Origin of the sequence: Streptomyces sp. NBC_00647, assembly GCF_045207245.1 — a bacterium.
Lineage (GTDB): Bacteria > Actinomycetota > Actinomycetes > Streptomycetales > Streptomycetaceae > Streptomyces.
This window is the reverse complement of sequence record NZ_CP109040.1, coordinates 5,994,087-6,016,898: the sequence shown is the minus strand read 5'-3', so window position 1 is coordinate 6,016,898 and position 22,812 is coordinate 5,994,087. Positions and strand designations below refer to the sequence as shown.

General features: G+C 69.1%; 18 protein-coding genes. 2 read left to right on the top strand and 16 right to left on the bottom strand.

From position 1 onward, the window contains the following. Positions 1-132: 132 nt before the first annotated feature. Both OG788_RS26480 and OG788_RS26475 read right to left on the bottom strand, forming a co-directional pair. Positions 133-1,356, bottom strand: a complete 1,224-nt coding sequence (locus tag OG788_RS26480) for an FAD-dependent oxidoreductase (RefSeq protein WP_406373907.1) — start codon at positions 1,354-1,356, stop codon at positions 133-135. A gap of 27 nt (positions 1,357-1,383) precedes the next feature. Further along, positions 1,384-2,655 (bottom strand): ATP-grasp domain-containing protein, encoded by a 1,272-nt coding sequence (locus tag OG788_RS26475; RefSeq protein ID WP_406373905.1) that lies wholly within the window; start codon positions 2,653-2,655, stop codon positions 1,384-1,386. A 228-nt stretch (positions 2,656-2,883) separates the two neighbouring features. On the opposite strand from OG788_RS26475, the gene fahA reads away from it, so the two are divergent. Further along, positions 2,884-4,113, top strand: coding sequence for a fumarylacetoacetase (gene fahA / locus OG788_RS26470; protein WP_406373903.1), 1,230 nt, complete (start codon positions 2,884-2,886; stop codon positions 4,111-4,113). A gap of 155 nt (positions 4,114-4,268) precedes the next feature. Here fahA and recQ read toward each other — a convergent pair whose 3' ends face one another. Continuing rightward, the gene (recQ, locus tag OG788_RS26465) at positions 4,269-6,287 is read right to left on the bottom strand and encodes a DNA helicase RecQ (RefSeq protein WP_406376850.1); all 2,019 of its coding nucleotides are present in this window, start codon (positions 6,285-6,287) and stop codon (positions 4,269-4,271) included. A 291-nt stretch (positions 6,288-6,578) separates the two neighbouring features. Between recQ and OG788_RS26460 the strand changes: the two genes are divergently transcribed. After that, positions 6,579-7,175, top strand: coding sequence for a hypothetical protein (locus OG788_RS26460; protein WP_406373901.1), 597 nt, complete (start codon positions 6,579-6,581; stop codon positions 7,173-7,175). Between the two features lie 59 nt (positions 7,176-7,234). Here OG788_RS26460 and nuoN read toward each other — a convergent pair whose 3' ends face one another. The 13 genes from nuoN to OG788_RS26395 are packed head-to-tail and all read right to left on the bottom strand — an operon-like array spanning position 7,235 to position 22,812. Next, a complete protein-coding gene (nuoN, locus tag OG788_RS26455; protein WP_406373899.1) occupies positions 7,235-8,893 on the bottom strand; it encodes an NADH-quinone oxidoreductase subunit NuoN in 1,659 nt (552 codons plus the stop codon). Then, positions 8,890-10,461, bottom strand: a complete 1,572-nt coding sequence (locus tag OG788_RS26450) for an NADH-quinone oxidoreductase subunit M (protein WP_351550094.1) — start codon at positions 10,459-10,461, stop codon at positions 8,890-8,892. The genes nuoN and OG788_RS26450 overlap by 4 nt, the downstream gene beginning before the upstream one ends. A 5-nt stretch (positions 10,462-10,466) precedes the next feature. After that, on the bottom strand, positions 10,467-12,380 hold the full coding sequence (nuoL, locus tag OG788_RS26445) for an NADH-quinone oxidoreductase subunit L (RefSeq protein WP_406373897.1): 1,914 nt from the start codon (positions 12,378-12,380) through the stop codon (positions 10,467-10,469). A 14-nt stretch (positions 12,381-12,394) separates the two neighbouring features. Further along, complete coding sequence (nuoK, locus tag OG788_RS26440; RefSeq protein ID WP_003974374.1) at positions 12,395-12,694, bottom strand: NADH-quinone oxidoreductase subunit NuoK; 300 nt, start codon at positions 12,692-12,694, stop codon at positions 12,395-12,397. Then, entirely contained in the window at positions 12,691-13,506 is an 816-nt protein-coding gene (locus tag OG788_RS26435) for an NADH-quinone oxidoreductase subunit J (protein WP_406373895.1), read from the bottom strand. Before OG788_RS26435 ends, nuoK begins: the two co-directional genes overlap by 4 nt. Continuing rightward, complete coding sequence (gene nuoI, locus OG788_RS26430) at positions 13,503-14,132, bottom strand: NADH-quinone oxidoreductase subunit NuoI (RefSeq protein WP_406373893.1); 630 nt, start codon at positions 14,130-14,132, stop codon at positions 13,503-13,505. The genes OG788_RS26435 and nuoI overlap by 4 nt, the downstream gene beginning before the upstream one ends. Beyond that, positions 14,125-15,498, bottom strand: coding sequence for an NADH-quinone oxidoreductase subunit NuoH (gene nuoH, locus OG788_RS26425; protein ID WP_406373891.1), 1,374 nt, complete (start codon positions 15,496-15,498; stop codon positions 14,125-14,127). The genes nuoI and nuoH overlap by 8 nt, the downstream gene beginning before the upstream one ends. Beyond that, complete coding sequence (locus tag OG788_RS26420; RefSeq protein WP_406373890.1) at positions 15,495-17,999, bottom strand: NADH-quinone oxidoreductase subunit G; 2,505 nt, start codon at positions 17,997-17,999, stop codon at positions 15,495-15,497. The genes nuoH and OG788_RS26420 overlap by 4 nt, the downstream gene beginning before the upstream one ends. Further along, complete coding sequence (nuoF, locus tag OG788_RS26415; RefSeq protein ID WP_351550067.1) at positions 17,996-19,348, bottom strand: NADH-quinone oxidoreductase subunit NuoF; 1,353 nt, start codon at positions 19,346-19,348, stop codon at positions 17,996-17,998. The genes OG788_RS26420 and nuoF overlap by 4 nt, the downstream gene beginning before the upstream one ends. Further along, positions 19,345-20,187, bottom strand: a complete 843-nt coding sequence (gene nuoE, locus OG788_RS26410) for an NADH-quinone oxidoreductase subunit NuoE (protein ID WP_406373888.1) — start codon at positions 20,185-20,187, stop codon at positions 19,345-19,347. Before nuoE ends, nuoF begins: the two co-directional genes overlap by 4 nt. Further along, positions 20,184-21,524 (bottom strand): NADH-quinone oxidoreductase subunit D, encoded by a 1,341-nt coding sequence (locus OG788_RS26405; RefSeq protein WP_351550062.1) that lies wholly within the window; start codon positions 21,522-21,524, stop codon positions 20,184-20,186. Before OG788_RS26405 ends, nuoE begins: the two co-directional genes overlap by 4 nt. Beyond that, positions 21,521-22,261 (bottom strand): NADH-quinone oxidoreductase subunit C, encoded by a 741-nt coding sequence (locus tag OG788_RS26400; protein ID WP_266761564.1) that lies wholly within the window; start codon positions 22,259-22,261, stop codon positions 21,521-21,523. Before OG788_RS26400 ends, OG788_RS26405 begins: the two co-directional genes overlap by 4 nt. Continuing rightward, on the bottom strand, positions 22,258-22,812 hold the full coding sequence (locus OG788_RS26395) for an NADH-quinone oxidoreductase subunit B family protein (protein ID WP_356753452.1): 555 nt from the start codon (positions 22,810-22,812) through the stop codon (positions 22,258-22,260). The genes OG788_RS26400 and OG788_RS26395 overlap by 4 nt, the downstream gene beginning before the upstream one ends.

Genomic DNA, 22,812 nt, shown 5'->3' with positions numbered 1-22,812 from the left:
ACACCATCGACCACCCGCACCGCCGGTGGTCAACACCATCGACCACCCGCACCGCCGACTGTCGTCACCGTCGGCCACCTGAACCGCCGACTGTCGTCACCGTCGGCCGCCGCACCCTCGGCCGCCCTCGCCTCACCCGTGTGCGGCCACCAGATGCCTGGCCAACCGCGGTGAGGCGAACTCCGTCCCGCACACGAAGCGCATCACCGGCCCGTACGAGGCCGCCGCCGGCAGACCCGTGAAGTACAGCCCGGGCACGGAGGACCGATACCCGGCACCGAGCTTCGGTGCACCGCGGCTCACCGCCAGCTCCGCGCGGAGCTCGTGCCCGAGGAAGTCCATCGCGGCGATGTCGACGCGGTAGCCGGTCGCGGCGATGACGTGATCGGCGGACAGCTCGTCCACCCGGCCGCCATGGGTCTGCACGGTGAGGACGGGGCCGCCGTCGGTGACCGCGGCGCGGACGATCCGCCGGACCTCACGGACCGCGACCTTGCCCTCGAAACGGTCGCGGAGCCACCAGGCGCCGAGGGGACCGAGCACCCGTCGGACCAGGTAGTGCCGGGACCGGGCGGGCAGATAGCGGTAGGGATGCGGGTAATAGCTGAGCGCCCACAGGGACCAGGCGCGCCCGAACGGCGACTCGGGGCGCAGCCTGGGCTGGTTCCACGGCGGCGCGCCGAAGTCGACGGCGCCCTTGCCCCGGGACACCACCCGCACCTGCGCGCCGGCCTCCGCCGCGAGCGCCGCCGTCTCCAGGGCGGACTGCCCCGCGCCGACGACTATCAGCTCCTTGCCGGAGAAGCGGCTCAGATCGTGCTGCTGCGAACTGTGCGAGACGGGACCGGTCGCCGTGGGACCGTCGGCCGCCGCGCCCGCGAGCTCGGGAGGCAGATGGGCCAGCCCGGACAGTCCGGTGGCCACCACGACCGCCCGCGCGGTGAACGACTCTCCCGAGTCCAGCTTGAGTTCGAACCCGCCGGACCGGTCGGCCCCCTCCCGGCCGCCCTTCCGGTCGATCGACACGACCCGCACCCGCTCCAGCTCGGGCACGAGCTTCTGCTGGAACCACTCCCCGTAGGCGATGAACGTCTCGACCGGGATGATGTCCTCGTCGGTGACCAGACGGCGCGTCCCCGCCGCGTCGCAGTAGTCGGCGAGTGTGTGGCCAGGCTGCGGGGCGTCGATATTGGAGGCGACCGGAGTCGACTTGAGGAGCATTCCCTCGGGCATGTGATCGCGCCAGCTCACCATGGGCTCGCCGAAGACACGCACCGGGACTCCACGCGCCCGCAGATGGGCGGCGGTGGACAGGCCGAACGGCCCCGCACCGATGACTGCTACCGGATGAATCACGAAGTCCCTCCCCAGGACGTACTACGCCTACTTCGCGGTAGAACTGTTGGTGCTGCCGAGGCGGTTGGTCCGCCACAGCTGATAGAGATGCTTGGCGCCCGGCCGCACGAAGCGCGCCAGCATCATGAAGAACGGCCGCAGGTCGTCACCCGCGAGCCATGCCAGCTCCGTGCCGCTCGCGCGGGTCGGCGCGTGCGGTGTCGTATAGCCACTGCGCCGGTAGGCGAGCAGGGCCGGCAGGTCGATGTTCTCCACGATGTACCGGTGACCGGCCCGCTGTTCCCCCTCCGGAACGGCGCGCCCGGTCAGGTCCAGATGCATGGCACGGACGACGTCGATCCCCGACTCGTTCTCGAAGAGCCGGAACTGCGCGCCCATGCGTGGGTTGAAGTCGAGGAGCTTGTACCGGCCGTCACGGCGGTCGAATCGCAGGTCGAGGTCGACGATTCCGCTGAAGCCGATCTGTTTGATGAAACGCGCGGCGAGGTCGGCCAGTTCCGGATTGTCGACGACGTACGCGTTCGCCGTCATGCCCGCGTGCGGTGGCCAGGAGCGGACCTTCACCCCCGTGAACATCGCGAGCGGTGTCGAGTCCGCGTCGAAGTACGCGTGCACGATCCAGTCCTCCGCCTCCTCCCTCGGCAGGTACTCCTGGAGGATCACGCCGGGCTGCGGTCCCCAGTCCCGGGCGAGGGCGAGCAGCCCCTCGCGGGTCGCGATCCTCGTCGTGCCGTTCACCGCGGGCCGGCTGCGGCGCACGAACGCCTCGCGGTTCTTGGCCACGAGCGGGAAGCGGGCCTTCTCGGCGAACGCCTCGATCTCGTCGTACGACTGCGGAAAGGCCGCCGCGGGGCTGGGTATGCCGTGCTCCACGCACAGTTCGTGCAGCCCCTGTTTGCTGGCCAGCCTGCGCGGCAGCTTGGCGTCCACGCGCGGGAAGAGGAACGGGCCGGCCAGTTCTTCCTGGTGCTCGGCGATCAGTACGGCGGCCTCTTCGTCCGTCGGGACGAGCACCGTGGGCCGGCCGATGCGCCGGCCGAGGCGCAGCAGCCCCTCGACGAGCCTCTCGGGTTCCTCCGTCCCGGTGGTCGGCCATACGAAGGCGCGGCGCAAATAGCGCGAACTCGCGGCCGGTGTGTAGCGGTCCTCGGTTATCGCGTACATCGGAATGCCGAGTCGGCCCAGACTCCGTATGGCGCCCACGCCGCCGTGGTGCAGCGGGTAGTCGCCGAACTTCACGATGAGGCCCGGAACTTCCTGGTCGATGTCGGCCGGCACACTCCTGGAGCTCCTGGCCATGGGTCCCCCCACATGTCCCCCCTACGGACCGGACCCACCCCGTCCGTGTCCCCCAAAGGACGCTAAGCCGGAATTGCCACGTCCGACAAGGTCAATTCGGACATTGCAAACTCTTTAGGCACTGCCACAGCATGGTCACTCCCCCGTAACGTGTGCCTCGACCACATGGAACGCGTGGAACTCATGGATCACATGGCGAGTACGAATCCGAAAGCGAGGCACCAACCGATGCCCCCCTTCGATGTCCCCGAGGGCGATCCCTTCGGCCCGCACAACCTGCCGTACGGCGTGTTCTCCCTGACCGAACCGGACGGCGACCCCGAGCGGCGCGTCGGCGTACGGCTCGGCGATCACGTGCTCGACGCGGGTGCCGCGGCCCGGGCACTCGGCTCCCCGTACGCCGGGCTGCTCGCGCAGCCGACCCTCGATCCGTTGCTCGCGGCGGGCCGCACCGCCTGGTCCGACGTCCGGCGCGCGCTGACGGCCTGGGTGACCGTCCCGGCCCACCGGGAGACCCTGGCTCCCCATTTCCACCCTCTCTCCGACGTGACGCTGCACCTCCCGTTCACCGTCGCGGACTACGTCGACTTCTACGCCTCCGAGAACCACGCCCGGAACGTCGGCCAGATGTTCCGCCCCGACGCCGCCGACTCCCTCACCCCCAACTGGAAGCACCTGCCGATCGGCTATCACGGCCGCTCCGGCACGATCGTGGTCTCCGGCACGGACGTCGTACGCCCGTCGGGCCAGCGCAAGGCCCCCGCGGACGCCGCCCCCGTCTTCGGCCCCTCGGTCCGCCTGGACATCGAGGCGGAGGTCGGCTTCGTGGTCGGCACCCCCTCGGACATGGGCCGGCCGGTGCGGCTGGGCGACTACCGCGACCACGTCTTCGGCCTCTGCCTCCTCAACGACTGGTCGGCGCGCGACATCCAGGCCTGGGAGTACGTCCCTCTGGGCCCCTTCCTCGGCAAGTCCTTCGCCACATCCGTGTCGGCGTGGATCACTCCGCTCGACGCCCTCGACGAAGCCCGGGTCGCGCCCCCCACCCGCACGCACCCGCTCCTCCCCTATCTGGACGACGCCTCCGAAGACCCTGGCGGCTACGACCTCCGCATCTCCGTGGCCGTCAACGGCCACGTCGTCTCCGAGCCCCCGTTCTCCACCATGTACTGGACGGCCGCTCAGCAGCTCGCCCACATGACGGTCAACGGCGCCTCCCTGCGCACCGGTGACCTCTACGGCTCCGGAACCGTCAGCGGCCCCTCGGAGGGTGAGCGCGGCTCTCTGCTCGAGCTCACCTGGAACGGACGCGACGCCCTCGAGCTCCCCGACGGCAAGCGCACGTTCCTGGAGGACGGCGACGAGGTCACGCTGACGGCCTGGGCGCCTGGGCCGGGCGGAACCCGGGTGGGCCTCGGCGAGGTCCGGGGCCGCATCACGCAGGCCGTCCCCCAGTAGGACGAGGTCCGCGTCACGGTGGCCGGCACCCTGGCCACCGTGACCCCGCGGAACCCGCCCGACGAGCCGGTCCCCTTACGTCCAGTCCTCTATATCCAGTGCGCTATGTCCCGTGCTCTTCAGTCCTCGGGATCCGGTGGTCTATATCCCGTGCTCTACATCCAGTCCTCGGGCTCGGGCTCCTGGTCCAGCTCGGGCCAGTCCGGGTCGGGCCCCTCGTCGGTCGCCGCGGCCGGGACGACCGGAGCGACGGGGACGCCCGGGGTGTCCCGGTCCGCCGCGGGCGTGCCGCCGCCCAGCGAGGCGAGCACCCCGATCACTCCCTCCCCGTACGTCGCCAGCTTCTTCTCGCCCACCCCGCTGATACCGCCGAGGTCCTTCACGGACGTGGGCCACACCGTGGCGATCTCCCGCAGCGTGGCGTCGTGGAAGATGACGTACGCCGGGACGCCCTGCTCGCGCGCCTGCTCGCCGCGCCAGGAACGCAGTGCCTCGAAGGCCGGGACGAGCTCGGCGGGCAGTTCGGCGGCCGCCGCCTTGGCCTTGCGCTCGCCCTTGGGTGCCGACGACCGGGAGGCGGTCGGCTTCGGCGGCTCCTTGCGCAGCGGCACATCGCGCTCGCGCCGCAGCACGGTCCCGCTGTCGTCGGTCAGCACCAGCGTGCCGTACTCGCCCTCGACCGCGATCAGCCCCTGGGCCAGCAACTGCCGTACGACACCCCGCCAGTCGGACTCGGCCAGCTCCTCACCGATGCCGAAGACGGACAGCTGGTCGTGGTCGAACTGGATCACCTTGGCGGTCCGCCGCCCCAGCAGGATGTCGACGATCTGCCCCGCGCCGAACTTCTGCCCCCGCTCACGCTGGAGGCGCACCACCGTGGACAGCAGCTTCTGCGCCGCGACCGTGCCGTCCCAGGTCTCCGGGGGCGTCAGACAGGTGTCGCAGTTGCCGCAGGCAGGGGTGTTCGGGTCCTGGCCGAAGTAGGCGAGGAGCTGCGAGCGCCGGCACTGGGCCGTCTCGCACAGGGCGAGCATCGAGTCCAGGTGGGCGGCCGCCCGCCGCCGGAACGCCTCGTCCCCGTCCGAGCCCTGGATCATCTTGCGCTGCTGGACCACGTCCTGAAGGCCGTACGCCATCCAGGCCGTGGACGGCAGTCCGTCGCGGCCGGCGCGGCCCGTCTCCTGGTAGTAGCCCTCAACGGACTTCGGCAGGTCGAGGTGGGCGACGAACCGGACGTCCGGCTTGTCGATGCCCATGCCGAAGGCGATCGTGGCGACCACCACCAGTCCCTCCTCACGCAGGAAGCGCGACTGGTGGGTGGCGCGGGTGCCCGCGTCCAGCCCCGCGTGGTACGGCACCGCCTCGATGCCGTTGCGGGAGAGGAACTCGGCTGTCTTCTCGACCGAGTTGCGCGAGAGGCAGTAGACGATGCCCGCGTCGCCCGCGTGCTCCTCGCGCAGGAAGGACAGCAGTTGCTTCTTCGGGTCGGCCTTGGGAACGATCCGGTACTGGATGTTGGGGCGGTCGAAGCTCGCCTCGAAGTGGCGGGCCGTCGGCATCCCCAGGCGCTGGGTGATCTCCTTGTGGGTCGCACGCGTGGCCGTGGCCGTCAGCGCGATGCGCGGGACCTCCGGCCAGCGCTCGCCGAGCAGCGAGAGCGCCAGATAGTCGGGGCGGAAGTCATGGCCCCACTGGGCCACACAGTGCGCCTCGTCGATCGCGAAGACGGAGATCTTCCCGCGGGACAGCAGGTCCAGCGTGCTGTCCAGCCGCAGCCGCTCCGGAGCGAGGTAGAGCAGGTCGAGCTCCCCGGCCAGGAACTCGGCCTCGACCACGCGCCGCTCGTCGAAGTCCTGCGTGGAGTTCATGAACCCGGCGTTCACGCCCAGCGCCCGCAGCGCGTCCACCTGGTCCTGCATGAGCGCGATGAGCGGCGAGACCACGATGCCCGTACCCGGTCTGACCAGGGACGGAATCTGATAGCAGAGGGACTTGCCGCCACCGGTCGGCATCAGGACGACGGCGTCACCGCCCGCCACCACATGCTCGATGACCGCTTCCTGCTCGCCCCGGAAGGCGTCGTACCCGAAGACCCGGTGGAGGGTGGCCAGTGCCTCGCTCTCGCCCAGCGTCTCCGTCGCGTCAGCTTCGGTCATCACACCCGTCCCGCCCATCGTCCTGTCCCCCGTACGTCGCGCCTCGACCACTGCGTCCACGATAGGGGTCCGCGCCGACAGTCCGAGAGTTGTCCACAGGCTGCGAGTGACCGGCTTCCCTACGCAACGGCGCCCGGCCCGTCTCACTCCCCTGGACGGCGAGGCCCGCCCGCGTTCAACCCGTTGGCCCCGCTCGCATGGCGGCACTTCGCGACCGAGGGACATGCTGCTCGGGCGGGAGGAGGGGGCCCGCAGCCGACGGAACGGGGCCGTCGCGTACGCCTCTCTCGCGTCTCTAGGAGTCTTCGCATGTCCCAGCGTCCCCTCAGGACCGCCATCACTCTCGTGACAGCCGCCGCCGCGTCGCTCGCCCTGGCCGCCGTTCCCGCCCCGGCCGCGTCCGGTCCGGTCGACCCGGCCGACCGGAAGGCCATGCGGGATCTGGCCACGGCGTACATGGCCAGCTTCAAGTACCTCGACGAGAAGGCCGCCCTCGCCGACGGATACGTCCCCCATCAGTGCTCCACGGATCCCGCGGGACACGGCAGCATGGGTTACCACTACTTCAACGAGTCCCGCTACGGCTCGCTCGACCCGGCGAAACCCGCGGCTCTTCTCTTCGAGGACGGGAAGAACGGCAGGCGCAGGCTCGCCGGGGTGGAGTGGATCGTGGTGGACGCCGACCAGAGCCTGAAGACCAAACAGCGACTCTCGATGTTCGGCGGCCAGAAGTTCGACGGTCCGATGCCGGGTCACTACCCCGGCATGCCGATCCACTACGACCTCCACGTCTGGCTCTGGAAGCACAACCCCAGCGGGCTGTTCAACCGGTGGAATCCCCGGGTGAAGTGTCCGGCCGCCCCGACCCACTCCGGTAGCTCGGGCAAGACCCACTCCACCCACTGAAAACGGCTCGGGCCCCGCTCCCTCGAAGGGAGCGGGGCCCGAGCCGCGCAAGGCCCTGCTCAGCGCACGAAGACCCCGGCCTGACCCGCCAGGTCGAGGAAGTACTGCGGCGCCACACCCAGCACCAGAGTGACCGCCACGCCCACGGCGATGGCCGTCATGGTCAGGGGCGACGGCACGGCGACCGTCGGCCCCTCGGGCTTCGGCTCACTGAAGAACATGAGCACGATCACGCGGATGTAGAAGAACGCCGCGATGGCCGACGAGATCACACCGACCACGACCAGAGCGCCCGCGCCGCCCTCGGCCGCCGCCTTGAACACGGCGAACTTTCCGGAGAAGCCCGAGGTCAGCGGGATACCCGCGAAGGCCAGAAGGAAGATCGCGAACACCGCGGCCACCAGCGGGGACCTGCGTCCGAGACCTGCCCACTTGGACAGGTGCGTGGCCTCGCCGCCCGCGTCCCGTACGAGCGTGACGACGGCGAAGGCGCCGATCGTGACGAAGGAATACGCGCCCAGGTAGAAGAGCACCGACGAGACGCCGTCCGGCGAGGTCGCGATGACACCCGCGAGGATGAATCCGGCGTGGGCGATCGACGAGTACGCCAGGAGCCGTTTGATGTCGGTCTGGGTGATCGCGACGATCGCGCCGCCCAGCATGGTGACGACCGCCACGGCCCACATGACCGGCCGCCAGTCCCAGCGCAGGCCCGGCAGGACGACGTACAGCAGGCGCAGCAGCGCGCCGAACGCGGCCACCTTCGTCGCCGCCGCCATGAAGCCGGTGACCGGGGTCGGTGCTCCCTGGTAGACGTCCGGTGTCCACATGTGGAAGGGCACCGCGCCGACCTTGAAGAGCAGGCCCATGACGACCAGGGCGGTGCCGATGAGCAGCAGTACGTCGTTGCCCATGGTGCCGGCGAGCGCCGGGTCCACGTTCGTGACCGTGCCGTCGACGACGTGCGCGATCGTCGCGTACGACACCGAGCCCGCGTAGCCGTACAGCAGGGCGATGCCGAAGAGCGTGAACGCGGAGGCGAAGGCACCGAGCAGGAAGTACTTGACCGCCGCCTCCTGTGACATGAGCCGCTTGCGGCGGGCCACGGCGCACAGGAGGTACAGCGGGAGGGAGAAGACCTCCAGCGCGATGAACAGCGTCAGCAGGTCGTTGGCCGACGGGAAGACCAGCATGCCGCTGATCGCGAAGAGCAGCAGCGGGAACACCTCGGTGGTGGTGAACCCGGCCTTCACGGCGGCCTTCTCGCTGTCGCTGCCGGGCACCGAGGCGGCCTGAGCGGCGAAGGAGTCGACCCGGTTTCCGTGTGCCTCCGGGTCGAGGCGTCGCTCGGCGAAGGTGAAGACGCCGAGGATGCCGGCCAGCAGGATCGTGCCTTGCAGGAACAGGGACGGTCCGTCGACGGCGATCGCGCCCATCGCCGCGATGTGCGCCTTCGTGGTGCCGTATCCGCCCGCCGCGAGCGCGACGACCGCGGCGAAGGCAGCGGCGAGTGCGACGACGGCGACGAACACCTGCGTGTAGTAACGCGACTTGCGCGGAACGAAGGCCTCGACCAGCACCCCGACGATCGCCGCACCGATGACGATCAAGGTGGGCGACAATTGCCCATATTCGATCTTCGGTGCGTCGATCTTGGAGATCGGCTCGGCCGCGGTTGCCGCCGTTGTCCACAGGCTGTGGACGGCTGATGCGCTCACTTGGCCGCCTCCACCTCGGGCTGGGGGTCCGTCTTGTGTACATCTGACATGGTCTGCTGTACCGCCGGGTTGACGATGTCGGTGAGCGGCTTCGGATAGACGCCCAGGAAGATCAGCAGAGCGATCAGCGGGGCGACCACCAGGAGCTCACGCACCCTGAGGTCCGGCATCTCGGCCACCTCCGCCTTGACCGGGCCCGTCATCGTCCGCTGGTAGAGGACGAGGGTGTAGAGCGCGGCGAGCACGATGCCGAAGGTGGCGATGATGCCGACGGCCGGGTAGCGCGTGAACGTGCCCACCAGGACCAGGAATTCACTCACGAAGGGCGCGAGACCGGGGAGCGAGAGGGTCGCGAGACCGCCGATCAGGAAGGTGCCCGCGAGCACCGGGGCGACCTTCTGCACGCCTCCGTAGTCGGCGATCAGACGCGAGCCGCGCCGCGAGATCAGGAAGCCCGCCACCAGCATCAGGGCGGCGGTCGAGATCCCGTGGTTGACCATGTAGAGCGTCGCGCCCGACTGGCCCTGACTGGTCATCGCGAAGATGCCCAGGATGATGAACCCGAAGTGCGAGATCGACGCGTAGGCGACCAGGCGCTTGATGTCCCGCTGTCCGACCGCGAGCAGCGCCCCGTAGATGATGCTGATCAGCGCCAGCACGAGGATCACGGGCGTCGCCCACTTGCTCGCCTCCGGGAAGAGCTGGAGGCAGAAGCGGAGCATCGCGAAGGTGCCGACCTTGTCGACGACCGCCGTGATCAGCACGGCCACCGGCGCGGTGGCCTCACCCATGGCGTTGGGCAGCCAGGTGTGCAGCGGCCACAGGGGCGCCTTCACCGCGAAGGCGAAGAAGAAGCCGAGGAAGAGCCACCGTTCGGTGCTGGTCGCCATGTGCAGCGACCCGTTGGCCCGGGCCTGGACGATCTCCTGGAGCGAGAAGTTACCGGCCACCACGTAGAGGCCGATCACGGCGGCCAGCATGATCAGGCCGCCGACCAGGTTGTAGAGGAGGAACTTCACCGCGGCGTACGAGCGTTGCGTCGCCGCCACCTCGTCGCCGTGCTCGTGGGCCTTGTCCCCGAAGCCGCCGATGAGGAAGTACATCGGGATGAGCATCGCTTCGAAGAAGATGTAGAAGAGGAAGACGTCGGTGGCCTCGAAGGAGATGATCACCATCGCCTCGACGGCCAGGATCAGGGCGAAGAAGCCCTGCGTCGGCCGCCACCGCTTGTTGCCGGTCTCGTGCGGGTCGGCGTCGTGCCAGCCCGCCAGGATCACGAACGGCATCAGCAGCGCGGTGAGCGCGACGAGCGCCACGCCGATGCCGTCCACACCCAGTTGGTAGCGCACCCCGAAGTCCGCGATCCAGGCGTGGGACTCGGTGAGCTGGTAGCGGTCACCGCCGGGGTCGAAACGCACCAAGGTGATCACGGCGAACACCAGGGTGCCGAGGGAGACGAGCAGCGCAAGCCACTTGGCGGCGACGCGCCGCGCGGCCGGCACGGCGGCCGTGGCGATCGCCCCGAGGGCCGGGAGCGCCGCCGTCGCTGTCAGCAGAGGAAAGGACATCGGTATCAGACCGCCCTCATCAGCAGGGTCGCGGCGACGAGGATCGCCGCACCGCCGAACATCGAGACCGCGTAACTGCGCGCATAGCCGTTCTGCAGCTTGCGCAGCCGCCCGGAGAGGCCGCCGACCGAGGCCGCCGTCCCGTTGACGACTCCGTCGACCAGGGTGTGGTCGACGTACACCAGAGAGCGCGTGAGGTGCTCGCCGCCGCGCACCAGGACGACATGGTTGAAGTCGTCCTGGTACAGGTCGCGTCGGGCCGCCCGGGTGAGCAGGGAGCCTCGCGGGGCGACGACCGGGACGGAGCTACGACCGTACTGGAGGTAGGCGATGCCGGCGCCGACGACGAGCAGCACCATGGTGGCCAGGGTGACCGTGAGGGCGCTGACGGGCGAGTCGCCCTCGGAGTGCCCGGTGACCGGCTCCAGCCAGTGCAGGAAGCGGTCGCCGATGCTGAAGTAGGCGCCCGCGAAGACCGACCCGAAGGCCAGCACGATCATCGGGATCGTCATGGACCTGGGCGACTCGTGCGGGTGCGGCTCGTGGCCGTCCGCGTCGGGCTGCCAGCGCTTCTCCCCGAAGAAGGTCATGATCATCACGCGTGTCATGTAGAACGCGGTGATCGCCGCGCCCAGCAGGGCCACGCTGCCGAGGATCCAGCCCTCGGTGCCGCCCTTGGCGAAGGCGGCCTCGATGATCTTGTCCTTGGAGAAGAAGCCGGACAGGCCCGGGAAGCCGATGATCGCGAGATAGCCGAGGCCGAAGGTCACGAACGTGATCGGCATGTACTTCCTGAGGCCGCCGAACTTCCTCATGTCGACCTCGTCGTTCATGCCGTGCATGACCGAGCCGGCGCCGAGGAAGAGCCCGGCCTTGAAGAAGCCGTGCGTCACCAGGTGCATGATCGCCCAGACGTAGCCGATGGGGCCGAGGCCCGCCGCCAGCACCATGTAGCCGATCTGCGACATGGTCGAGCCGGCGAGCGCCTTCTTGATGTCGTCCTTCGCGCAACCGACGATCGCACCGAACAGGAGCGTGACGGCGCCGACGACGGTGACGACGAGCTGCGCGTCGGGCGCTCCGTTGAAGACGGCCGCCGACCGCACGATCAGATACACACCCGCGGTCACCATGGTGGCGGCGTGGATGAGGGCCGAGACCGGGGTCGGGCCCTCCATCGCGTCCCCGAGCCAGGACTGCAGCGGCACCTGGGCGGACTTGCCGCAGGCGGCGAGCAGCAGCATCAGGGCGACGGCGGTGAGCTTGCCCTCGGTGGCGTCCCCGACCAGACCGGGGTGCTCCTCGGTGCCGAGCACCGGGCCGAAGGCGAAGGTCCCGAAGGTCGTGAACATCAGCATGATGGCGATGGACAGGCCGATGTCGCCGACGCGGTTGACCAGGAAGGCCTTCTTGGCGGCGGTGGCGGCGCTGGGCTTGTGCTGCCAGAAGCCGATCAGCAGGTACGAGGCGAGACCGACGCCCTCCCAGCCGACGTACAGCAGCAGGTAGTTGTCGGCGAGGACGAGCAGCAGCATCGCCGCCAGGAACAGATTCAGGTAACCGAAGAAGCGGCGGCGGCGCTCGTCGTGCTCCATGTACCCGATCGAGTACAGGTGGATCAGCGAGCCGACGCCGGTGATCAGCAGGACGAACGTCATCGACAGCTGGTCGAGCTGGAAGCCGACGTCGGCACGGAAGTCCCCGACGGCGATCCAGCTGTACAGATGCTGTGTGAGGGTCCGGTCCTCGGGGCTCTTCCCCAGCATGCCGGCGAAGAGCACGGCGGCGATCACGAAGGAGGCGGCCGCGAAGGCGGTGCCGATCCACTGGCCGACGGCATCCAGCCGCCGTCCGCCGAGCAGCAGTACGACCGCTCCGAGCAGAGGCGCCGCTACCAGCAGCGCAATCAGGTTCTCCACGATTCAGCGACCCCTTACAGCTTCATCAGGCTGGCGTCGTCGACCGAGGCCGAGTGGCGGGAACGGAACAGCGACACGATGATCGCGAGCCCGACCACGACCTCCGCGGCGGCGACGACCATCGTGAAGAAGGCGATGATCTGGCCGTCGAGATTGCCGTGCATACGGGAGAAGGCGACGAAGGCGAGATTGCAGGCGTTGAGCATGAGCTCGATGCACATGAACACCACGATCGCGTTCCGCCTGATCAGCACACCGGTGGCGCCGATCGTGAACAACAGAGCGGCGAGATAGAGGTAGTTGACCGGGTTCACTTGGACGCCTCCTCCGTCTTCGTGCGCTCCAGGCGCTCTTCGGCACGCTGCTCCAGCGCCTTCAGATCGCTCAGCGCGTCGGCCGACACGTCACGGATCTGGCCGCGGTCGCGCAGCGTCTTGCTGACGGTCAGCTCGGACGGAGTGCCGTCGGGGAGCAGGCCCGCGATGTCCACCGCGTTGTGCCGGGCGTAGACACCCGGTGCCGGCAGCGGCGGTACGTGCTTGCCCTCGCGCACGCGCTGCTCGGACATCTCACGCTGGGTCATGGCGCGCTCGGTGCGCTCGCGGTGCGTCAGCACCATGGCGCCGACGGCGGCCGTGATGAGCAGGGCGCCGGTGATCTCGAAGGCGAACACGTACTTCGTGAAGATGAGGGCGGCGAGGCCCTCCACGTTGCCGTTCGCGTTCGCCTTGGCCAGGCCGTTGAAGTCCTTGATCGACGCGTTGCCGATCCCGGCGAACAGCAGGACCCCGAAGCCCAGTCCGCAGACCAGGGCCAGCCAGCGCTGCCCCTTGATGGTCTCCTTCAGCGAGTCCGCCGCGGTGACACCGACGAGCATGACGACGAAGAGGAAGAGCATCATGATCGCGCCGGTGTAGACGACGATCTGGACGATGCCCAGGAAGTACGCGCCGTTGGCGAGGTAGAACACCGCCAGGATGATCATGGTTCCGGCGAGGCACAGCGCGCTGTGCACGGCCTTCCTCATGAAGACGGTACACAGGGCGCCGATCACCGCGACGGTACCGAGGACCCAGAACTGGAAGGCCTCTCCGGTGGAGGTGGAGTAAGCGGCCAGGTCGGTCATGCCCCCGCCTCCTCTCCGGCAGCCGGGCCCGACGGGCTCGCCGAGGGATGCAACTCGCCCTTGGAGACCGCCACCTGGCGCTCCGTGCCGGGCGCCGCCTCCGTCACCAGACCCTGGTAGTAGTCCTGCTCGTCCGTGCCCGGGAAGATCGAGTGCGGTGACTCGACCATGCCTTCCTCGAGTCCGGCGAGCAGCTGCTCCTTGGTGTAGATCAGGTTGGCGCGGCTGCTGTCGGCGAGCTCGAACTCGTTCGTCATCGTCAACGCGCGCGTGGGGCACGCCTCGATACACAGGCCGCACAGGATGCAGCGGGCGTAGTTGATCTGGTAGACGCGGCCGTACCGCTCGCCCGGGGAGTAGCGCTCCTCCTCGGTGTTCTCCGCGCCCTCCACATAGATGGCGTCCGCGGGGCAGGCCCAGGCGCACAGCTCACAGCCGATGCACTTCTCCAGGCCGTCCGGATGACGGTTGAGCTGGTGCCGGCCGTGGAACCGCGGCGCGGTGGTCTTCTGCTGCTCCGGGTACTGCTCGGTCAGCCGCTTCTTGAACATGGCCTTGAAGGTCACGCCGAAACCGGCGACCGGGTTCTGGAAACCGGGTTTGGTCTCCTTCGGCTCCTCAGCCATCGGACCCCTCCTTTCCGTCACGAGATCCGGCAGTCGGTCCGTCACTCGCAGTATCGGACCCGCCACTGACAATCAACTCCCGCTCACGGCGCGGGCGACGCCGGGGCACCGGCGGCAGCTCCTGGCCGGGCAGCGGGGGCACGGGGAATCCACCGGCCATCGGGTCGAAGGCGGCCGGCTCGGCGGGCGCTTCCTGAGCCCCCTGCTTGTCGCGGAAGATGTCCGCCGCGAACGACAGCAGCAACAGGACGAGGACGCCTCCGCCGACGTACAGGGCGATGTCCGCGAAGTCGTAGTTCTCGTTCCGCAGCGTCCGTACCGTCGCGACGAGCATCAGCCACACCACGGAGACCGGGATGAGGACCTTCCAGCCCAGCTTCATCAACTGGTCGTAGCGCACGCGCGGCAGCGTGCCGCGCAGCCAGATGAAGAAGAACAGCAGCAGCTGCACCTTCACCACGAACCAGAGCATCGGCCACCAGCCGTGGTTGGCGCCCTCCCAGAAGGTGCTGATCGGCCACGGGGCCCGCCAGCCGCCCAGGAAGAGCGTCGTCGACACGGCCGAGACCGTCACCATGTTCACGTACTCGGCGAGCATGAACAGCGCGAACTTGATCGACGAGTACTCGGTGTTGAAGCCGCCGACCAGGTCACCCTCGGACTCCGGCATGTCGAACGGGGCCCGGTTGGTCTCACCGACCATCGTGATGATGTAGATGAGGAACGACACCGGCAGCAGGACGATGAACCAGCGGTCCTGCTGCTGCTCGACGATCACCGAGGTCGACATCGAGCCGGAGTAGAGGAACACCGAGGCGAACGCGGCGCCCATGGCGATCTCGTACGAGATCATCTGCGCGCAGGACCGCAGACCGCCGAGCAGCGGGTAGGTGGATCCGGAACTCCAGCCGGCGAGCACGATCCCGTAGATACCCACCGAGGCCACCGCGAGGATGTACAGCATCGCGATCGGCAGGTCGGTGAGCTGCATCGTGGTGCGCTGGCCGAAGATCGAGATCTCGTTGTCCGCGGGCCCGAAGGGGATCACCGCGATCGCCATGAAGGCCGGGATGGCCGCGACGATCGGCGCGAGGACGTAGACCACCTTGTCCGCGCGCTTGACGATGAGGTCTTCCTTGAGCATCAGCTTCACGCCGTCGGCGAGCGACTGGAGCATCCCCCAGGGCCCGTGCCGGTTGGGACCGATGCGCAGCTGCATCCAGGCGACGACCTTGCGCTCCCACACGATGGAGAACAGCACGGTCACCATCAGGAAGGCGAAGCAGAACACCGCCTTGACGACGACCAGCCACCAGGGGTCACGGCCGAACATCGAGAGGTCTTCAGCAGCGAGGTACGGCGTCATGCCTCCACCTCCTTGGGAGCCTCGGCGGCGACGGTCGCCGGACCGATGCGGACGAGTGCGCCGGGCAGCGCCCCGGTGTCGGAGGCGACGCCCTTTCCGCTCGAGTTCAGCGGGAGCCAGACCACGCGGTCGGGCATCTCGGTGATCTGCAGCGGGAGTTCGACCACTCCGGCGGGACCGCTCACGGCGAGGACGTCGCCGTTCTTGACCCCGGCCTCGGCGGCCGTGGCGGCCGACACGCGCGCGTGCGCGGCGTGCCGGGTCCCGGCGAGCGCGTCGTCGCCCTCCTGGAGGCGCCCTCGGTCGAGCAGCAGCCGGTGCCCGGCCAGTACGGCCTCACCGGCGGCCGGACGCGGCAACTGCACCCCGGTCTCCAGGGGTTCGGTGGCGTGCGGCCCGTCCCAGGCGCCGAGCCGGTCGAGCTCTCCGCGCGCGGTGCGCAGATCCGGCAGCCCCAGGTGTACGTCCATGGCGTCGGCCAGCATCTGAAGGACGCGCGCGTCGGCGGGTGCCAGGCGCCGGGTCATCTGGTCGGGCTTGAGCGCCGCCTCGAAGGAGCGGACCCGGCCTTCCCAGTTGAGGAAGCTTCCGGCCTTCTCCGCGACCGCGGCGACCGGCAGGACGACGTCCGCGTGCTCGGTGACCTCACTGGGCCGCAGTTCGAGCGACACCAGGAAGCCCACCTCGGACAGGGCCACACGCGCGCGTGCCGGGTCGGGAAGGTCGGTGACCTCCACGCCCGCGACCACCAGCGCCCGCAGCTCTCCGCCGGCGGCCGCCTCCACGATCTGGCCGGTGTCGCGGCCGTAGCGGTGCGGGAGTTCGGAGACGCCCCAGGCGGCCGCGACCTCGTCCCGCGCGCGCGGGTCGGTGGCCGGGCGCCCGCCCGGCAGCAGCGACGGAAGCGCGCCCGCCTCGATCGCGCCGCGCTCCCCGGCCCGGCGCGGAATCCACACCAGGTGGGCGCCGGTGGCGGAGGCGGCCCGCACGGCGGCGGTGAGCCCGCCCGCCACGGAGGCCAGCCGCTCACCGACGGCGATCACCGCGCCCTCGGCGCGCAGCGCCTCGGCGGCCTTGGCTCCGTCGCCCTCCAGGCCGACGCCGCTCGCGAGCGCGTCCAGCCACTCGGTCTCGGTGCCGGGAGCGGCCGGCAACAGCGTGCCGCCCGCCTTCTCCAGTCCGCGTGTGGCGTGCGTGGCGAGCGAGAAGGTCTTCTGACCGTGCCCGCGCCATGCCTTGCGCAGTCGCAGGAAGACGCCGGGCGCCTCCTCCTCGGACTCGAATCCCGCCAGCAGGACGGCGGGCGCCTGCTCCAGGGAGGTGTACGTGACGCCCCTGCCGTCGAGGTCCCGTCCGCGTCCGGCGACCCGGGCGGCCAGGAAGTCGGCCTCCTCGGAGCTGTGCACGCGCGCGCGGAAGTCGATGTCGTTCGTGTCGAGGGCCACGCGCGCGAACTTGCTGTACGCGTAGGCGTCCTCGACGGTGAGCCGGCCGCCGGTGAGGACACCGGCCCGGCCGCGGGCCGCCGTCAGCCCCCGCGCCGCGGCCTCCAGGGCCTCCGGCCAGGACGCGGGCTCCAGGACGCCCTCGGCGTTGCGCACCAGGGGCGTGTCGAGACGGTCGCGCTGCTGCGCGTACCGGAACCCGAACCGCCCCTTGTCGCAGAGCCACTCCTCGTTGACCTCGGGGTCCGGGGCCGCGAGGCGCCGCATCACCTTGCCGCGCCGGTGGTCGGTGCGCGTCGCGCAGCCGCCGGAGCAGTGCTCGCACACGGAGTGCGAGGAGATGAGGTCGAAGGGGCGCGAGCGGAAGCGATACGCCGCCGACGTGAGCGCGCCCACCGGGCAGATCTGGATCGTGTTCCCGGAGAAGTACGACTCGAACGGGTCGCCGTCACCGGTGCCGACCTGCTGGAGCGCGCCCCGCTCGATCAGCTCGATCATGGGGTCGCCCGCGATCTGGTTGGAGAAGCGGGTGCAGCGGGCGCAGAGCACGCACCGCTCGCGGTCGAGCAGCACCTGCGTGGAGATCGGGACCGGCTTCTCGTACGTCCGCTTCCTGCCCTCGAAGCGGGACTCGGCGTTGCCGTGCGACATCGCCTGGTTCTGCAGGGGGCACTCGCCGCCCTTGTCGCAGACGGGGCAGTCCAGCGGGTGGTTGATGAGCAGCAGCTCCATCACCCCGTGCTGCGCCTTCTCGGCCACCGGCGAGGTGAGATGCGTCTTGACGACCATCCCGTCCGTACAGGTGATCGTGCATGACGCCATGGGCTTGCGCTGGCCCTCTACCTCGACGATGCACTGGCGGCAGGCGCCGGCCGGGTCGAGGAGCGGGTGGTCGCAGAACCTGGGGATCTCGATGCCGAGTTCTTCGGCGGCCCGGATGACCAGGGTGCCCTTGGGCACGCTGATCTCGACGCCGTCGATCGTCAGCGAGACGAGATCCGCCGGGGGGACCGCCGCTTCCCCGCCTCCGGAGGGAGCGCTGGTGGTCACTGTCATGCGTTCACCTCCGTGTGCTTGTCCGCCCAGGCCGTCGACCTGGCCGGGTCGAAGGGGCAGCCGCGGCCCGTGATGTGCTGCTCGTACTCCTCGCGGAAGTACTTGAGCGAGGAGAAGATCGGCGAGGCGGCACCGTCGCCGAGGGCGCAGAAGGACTTGCCGTTGATGTTGTCGGCGATGTCGTTGAGCTTGTCGAGGTCGGACATCACGCCCTTGCCGGCCTCGATGTCGCGCAGCAACTGCACGAGCCAGTACGTCCCTTCGCGGCAGGGCGTGCATTTGCCGCAGGACTCGTGGGCGTAGAACTCGGTCCAGCGGGTGACGGCGCGTACGACACAGGTCGTCTCGTCGAAGCACTGGAGTGCTTTCGTGCCGAGCATGGAACCCGCGGCGCCCACTCCTTCGTAATCAAGAGGGACGTCGAGGTGCTCGTCGGTGAACATCGGGGTCGAGGAGCCGCCCGGCGTCCAGAACTTCAGCCGGTGACCGGGGCGCATCCCGCCGCTCATGTCCAGGAGTTGGCGCAGCGTGATGCCGAGCGGGGCCTCGTACTGGCCGGGACTGGCGACATGGCCGCTGAGCGAGTAGAGCGTGAAGCCCGGAGACTTCTCGCTGCCCATCGACCTGAACCATTCCTTGCCTTTGTGGAGAATGGCGGGAACTGACGCGATCGATTCGACGTTATTTACAACAGTTGGGCACGCATAGAGGCCCGCGACAGCAGGGAAAGGGGGACGGAGCCGCGGTTGTCCACGGCGGCCTTCGAGCGAGTCGAGCAGTGCGGTCTCTTCACCGCAGATGTACGCGCCCGCGCCCGCGTGCACGGTGAGCTGGAGGTCGAGTCCGCTGCCCAGGATGTTCTCGCCGAGGTAGCCCGCCGCGTAGGCCTCACGTACGGCCTCGTGCAACCGCCGCAATACGGGGACCACTTCACCGCGAAGATAGATGAAGGCATGCGAAGACCGGATGGCATAACACGCGATCACAATGCCCTCGATGAGGCTGTGCGGGTTCGCGAAGAGGAGCGGGATGTCCTTGCAGGTTCCCGGCTCCGACTCGTCGGCGTTGACAACTAGATAGTGTGGTTTGCCATCGCCCTGAGGAATGAACTGCCATTTCATTCCCGTGGGGAATCCCGCCCCGCCTCGGCCGCGCAGTCCGGAGTCCTTGACGTACGCGATCAGGTCGTCCGGTGACATGGCGAGTGCCTTGCGCAGGCCCTCGTACCCCTCGTGCCTTCGGTAGACGTCCAGCGTCCAGGACCTGTCCTCGTCCCAGAAGGCGGACAGCACGGGTGCGAGCAGCTTCTCGGGACTCGTTTCGTTGATCTCGGCTGCCAAGGTCATCACTCCCCCTCCTCTGCGACAGGACCCGCCGGGTGGGACGGGTCGGAGGCCGACGTGTCCTGCGGCGCGTCGTGCGAGCTCGGGTGCTCGGCGGGCCGCTGGCTCTGCGGTGCCCCTCCGCCACGCGGATGCACCACGCGCGCTGGGCCGCTCTCGCCCTTGGCCAGGCGCAGCCCCACCAGTGACGCGTGGCCCGCGCTCCCGCCGCCGTCCACCGCGCCCTCGCGCTCATCGGGGAAGCCCGCCAGGATCCGGGCGGTGTCCTTGAAGGTGCACAGACGGGCGCCGCGGGTCGGCTCGACGTCGGCTCCCGCGCGCAGCTCGTCGACGAGGTGCTTGGCCGAGTCGACGGTCTGGTTGTCGAAGAACTCCCAGTTGACCATCACGACCGGCGCGAAGTCACAGGCCGCGTTGCACTCGATGTGCTCCAGCGTGACCTTGCCGTCGCCGGTGGTCTCTCCGTTGCCGACGCCCAGGTGGTCCTGGAGGGCCTCGAAGATGGCGTCGCCGCCCATGACGGCACACAGGGTGTTGGTACAGACACCCACCTGGTAGTCACCGCTCGGCTTGCGCCGGTACATCGAGTAGAAGGTCGCGACGGCGGTGACCTCGGCCGTCGTCAGACCCAGTACCTCCGCACAGAACCGCTGTCCCGTGCGCGTGACATGGCCCTCCTGCGACTGCACGAGATGCAGCAACGGAAGGAGCGCCGAGCGGGAGTCGGGGTAGCGGGCGATGATCTCGCGCGCGTCCTCCTCGAGCCGGGCCCGGACATCGGCCGGGTAGTCGGGCGCGGGCAGTTGGGGCATGCCCAGGCTGACGCCCTCGGGGGTCGTGGTCACCGGTCGACGCCTCCCATCACGGGGTCGATGGACGCGACGGCGACGATGACGTCGGCGACCTGGCCGCCTTCGCACATCGCCGCCATGGCCTGCAGGTTGGTGAAGGACGGGTCGCGGAAGTGGACCCGGTAGGGGCGGGTGCCTCCGTCGGAGACGACGTGCACCCCGAGCTCGCCCTTGGGCGACTCGACCGCCGCGTACGCCTGTCCCGGCGGCACGCGGAAGCCCTCGGTCACCAGCTTGAAGTGGTGGATCAGGGCCTCCATGGAGGTGCCCATGATCTTCTTGATGTGGTCGAGCGAGTTGCCGAGACCGTCGGGGCCGAGCGCGAGCTGGGCGGGCCAGGCGATCTTCTTGTCGGCGACCATGACCGGTCCGGGCTGGAGCCGGTCCAGGCACTGCTCGACGATCCGCAGCGACTGGCGCATCTCCTCCAGGCGGATCAGGAAGCGCCCGTAGGAGTCGCAGGTGTCGGCGGTCGGGACCTCGAAGTCGTAGGTCTCGTAGCCGCAGTACGGCTGGGACTTGCGCAGGTCGTGCGGGAGGCCCGCCGAACGCAGGACCGGGCCGGTGGCGCCGAGGGCCATGCAGCCGGCGAGGTCGAGGTAGCCGACGTCCTGCATACGGGCCTTGAAGATGGGGTTCCCGGTGGCGAGCTTGTCGTACTCGGGAAGGTTCTTCTTCATCTTCTTCACGAACTCGCGGATCTGGTCCACGGCGCCCGGGGGCAGGTCCTGGGCGAGTCCGCCGGGGCGGATGTACGCGTGGTTCATCCGCAGGCCGGTGATCAGCTCGTAGATGTCGAGAATGAGCTCACGGTCACGGAAGCCGTAGATCATGATCGTGGTGGCGCCCAGCTCCATGCCTCCGGTGGCGATGCACACCAAATGGGAGGAGAGTCGGTTCAGCTCCATGAGGAGCACGCGGATGATCGAGGCGCGGTCGGGGATCTCGTCCGTGATGCCGAGGAGCTTCTCGACGCCGAGGCAGTACGCCGTCTCGTTGAAGAACGGCGTCAGGTAGTCCATGCGCGTCACGAACGTGGTGCCCTGGGTCCACGTACGGAATTCGAGGTTCTTCTCGATGCCGGTGTGGAGGTAGCCGATGCCGCAGCGGGCCTCGGTGACCGTCTCGCCGTCGATCTCCAGGATGAGCCGGAGCACGCCGTGGGTGGACGGGTGCTGCGGGCCCATGTTGACGATGATGCGCTCGTCGTCGGACTTCGCCGCGGACTGGGCGATCTCGTCCCAGTCGCCGCCGGTGACCGTATATACGGTGCCCTCGGTCGTCTCGCGGGCCGAAGCGGCTGATGCCCCGGAAGGGGTCTGCGTGCTCATGAGTACGACCTCCGCTGGTCCGGAGCCGGGATCTGGGCGCCCTTGTACTCGACGGGGATGCCGCCGAGGGGGTAGTCCTTGCGCTGCGGGAAGCCTTGCCAGTCGTCCGGCATCATGATCCGCGTCAGCGCCGGGTGACCGTCGAAGATCAGCCCGAAGAAGTCGTACGTCTCGCGCTCGTGCCAGTCGTTCGTCGGATAGACGGAGACGAGCGAGGGAACGTGCGGGTCCGCGTCGGGGGCGCTGACCTCCAGGCGGATCAGCCGGTTGTGGGTGATCGAGCGCAGGTGGTAGACGGCGTGCAGCTCGCGTCCCTTGTCGTGCAGGTAGTGCACGCCGGAGACGCCGGTGCACAGCTCGAACCGGAGGGCCGGGTCGTCGCGCAGGGTCTGGGCGACGCGGAGGAGGTACTCGCGTTCGACGTGGAAGGTGAGCTCGTCGCGGTCGACGACCGTCTTGTCGATGACGTTCTCGGGGACGAGTCCCTGTTCCTCCAGGGCGCCCTCCAGTTCGTCGGCCACCTCGTCGAACCAGCCGCCGTAGGGGCGGTTGGCCGCGCCGGGGAGCCGGATCGAGCGGACCAGGCCGCCGTAGCCGGAGGTGTCGCCACCGTTGTTGGCGCCGAACATGCCGCGCTGGACGCGGATCTCCTCACCCTTGTCGCCTCGCTGCCCGGGGAGGTTGGAGGCGCCGAGGTCCTTCTCGGGGTTGACCCCGTTGCCGTTCGCGTCGCTCACCGCAGCAGGCCCTTCATCTCGATCATGGGAAGCGCCTTGAGCGCCGCTTCCTCCGCCTCGCGGGCCGCCTCCTCGGCGTTCACGCCGAGCTTGGAGCTCTGGATCTTCTGGTGGAGCTTGAGAATCGCGTCCATCAGCATCTCGGGCCGCGGCGGGCATCCGGGCAAATAGATGTCGACCGGGACGATGTGGTCGACGCCCTGCACAATGGCGTAGTTATTGAACATTCCACCCGATGAAGCACAAACCCCCATGGAGATGACCCACTTGGGGTTGGGCATCTGGTCATAGACCTGCCGCAGCACCGGCGCCATCTTCTGGCTCACCCGGCCGGCCACGATCATCAGGTCGGCCTGGCGGGGTGACCCGCGGAAGACCTCCATACCGAAGCGGGCCAGGTCGTAGCGCCCGGCGCCGGTCGTCATCATCTCGATGGCGCAGCAGGCGAGTCCGAATGTCGCGGGGAAGACGGACGCCTTGCGCACCCAGCCCGCGGCCTGCTCGACGGTGGTCAGCAGGAATCCGCTCGGCAGCTTTTCTTCGAGTCCCAT

What these genes read in the sequence shown, in the direction of transcription:
- OG788_RS26475 (WP_406373905.1), bottom strand. Translation starts at nt 2,655, where the DNA reads ATGGCCAGGAGCTCCAGGAGTGTGCCGGCCGACATCGACCAGGAAGTT.
- fahA (WP_406373903.1), top strand. Translation starts at nt 2,884, where the DNA reads ATGCCCCCCTTCGATGTCCCCGAGGGCGATCCCTTCGGCCCGCACAAC.
- recQ (WP_406376850.1), bottom strand. Translation starts at nt 6,287, where the DNA reads ATGGGCGGGACGGGTGTGATGACCGAAGCTGACGCGACGGAGACGCTG.
- OG788_RS26460 (WP_406373901.1), top strand. Translation starts at nt 6,579, where the DNA reads ATGTCCCAGCGTCCCCTCAGGACCGCCATCACTCTCGTGACAGCCGCC.
- OG788_RS26450 (WP_351550094.1), bottom strand. Translation starts at nt 10,461, where the DNA reads ATGTCCTTTCCTCTGCTGACAGCGACGGCGGCGCTCCCGGCCCTCGGG.
- OG788_RS26435 (WP_406373895.1), bottom strand. Translation starts at nt 13,506, where the DNA reads ATGACCGACCTGGCCGCTTACTCCACCTCCACCGGAGAGGCCTTCCAG.
- nuoI (WP_406373893.1), bottom strand. Translation starts at nt 14,132, where the DNA reads ATGGCTGAGGAGCCGAAGGAGACCAAACCCGGTTTCCAGAACCCGGTC.
- nuoH (WP_406373891.1), bottom strand. Translation starts at nt 15,498, where the DNA reads ATGACGCCGTACCTCGCTGCTGAAGACCTCTCGATGTTCGGCCGTGAC.
- OG788_RS26420 (WP_406373890.1), bottom strand. Translation starts at nt 17,999, where the DNA reads ATGACAGTGACCACCAGCGCTCCCTCCGGAGGCGGGGAAGCGGCGGTC.
- OG788_RS26405 (WP_351550062.1), bottom strand. Translation starts at nt 21,524, where the DNA reads ATGAGCACGCAGACCCCTTCCGGGGCATCAGCCGCTTCGGCCCGCGAG.
- OG788_RS26395 (WP_356753452.1), bottom strand. Translation starts at nt 22,812, where the DNA reads ATGGGACTCGAAGAAAAGCTGCCGAGCGGATTCCTGCTGACCACCGTC.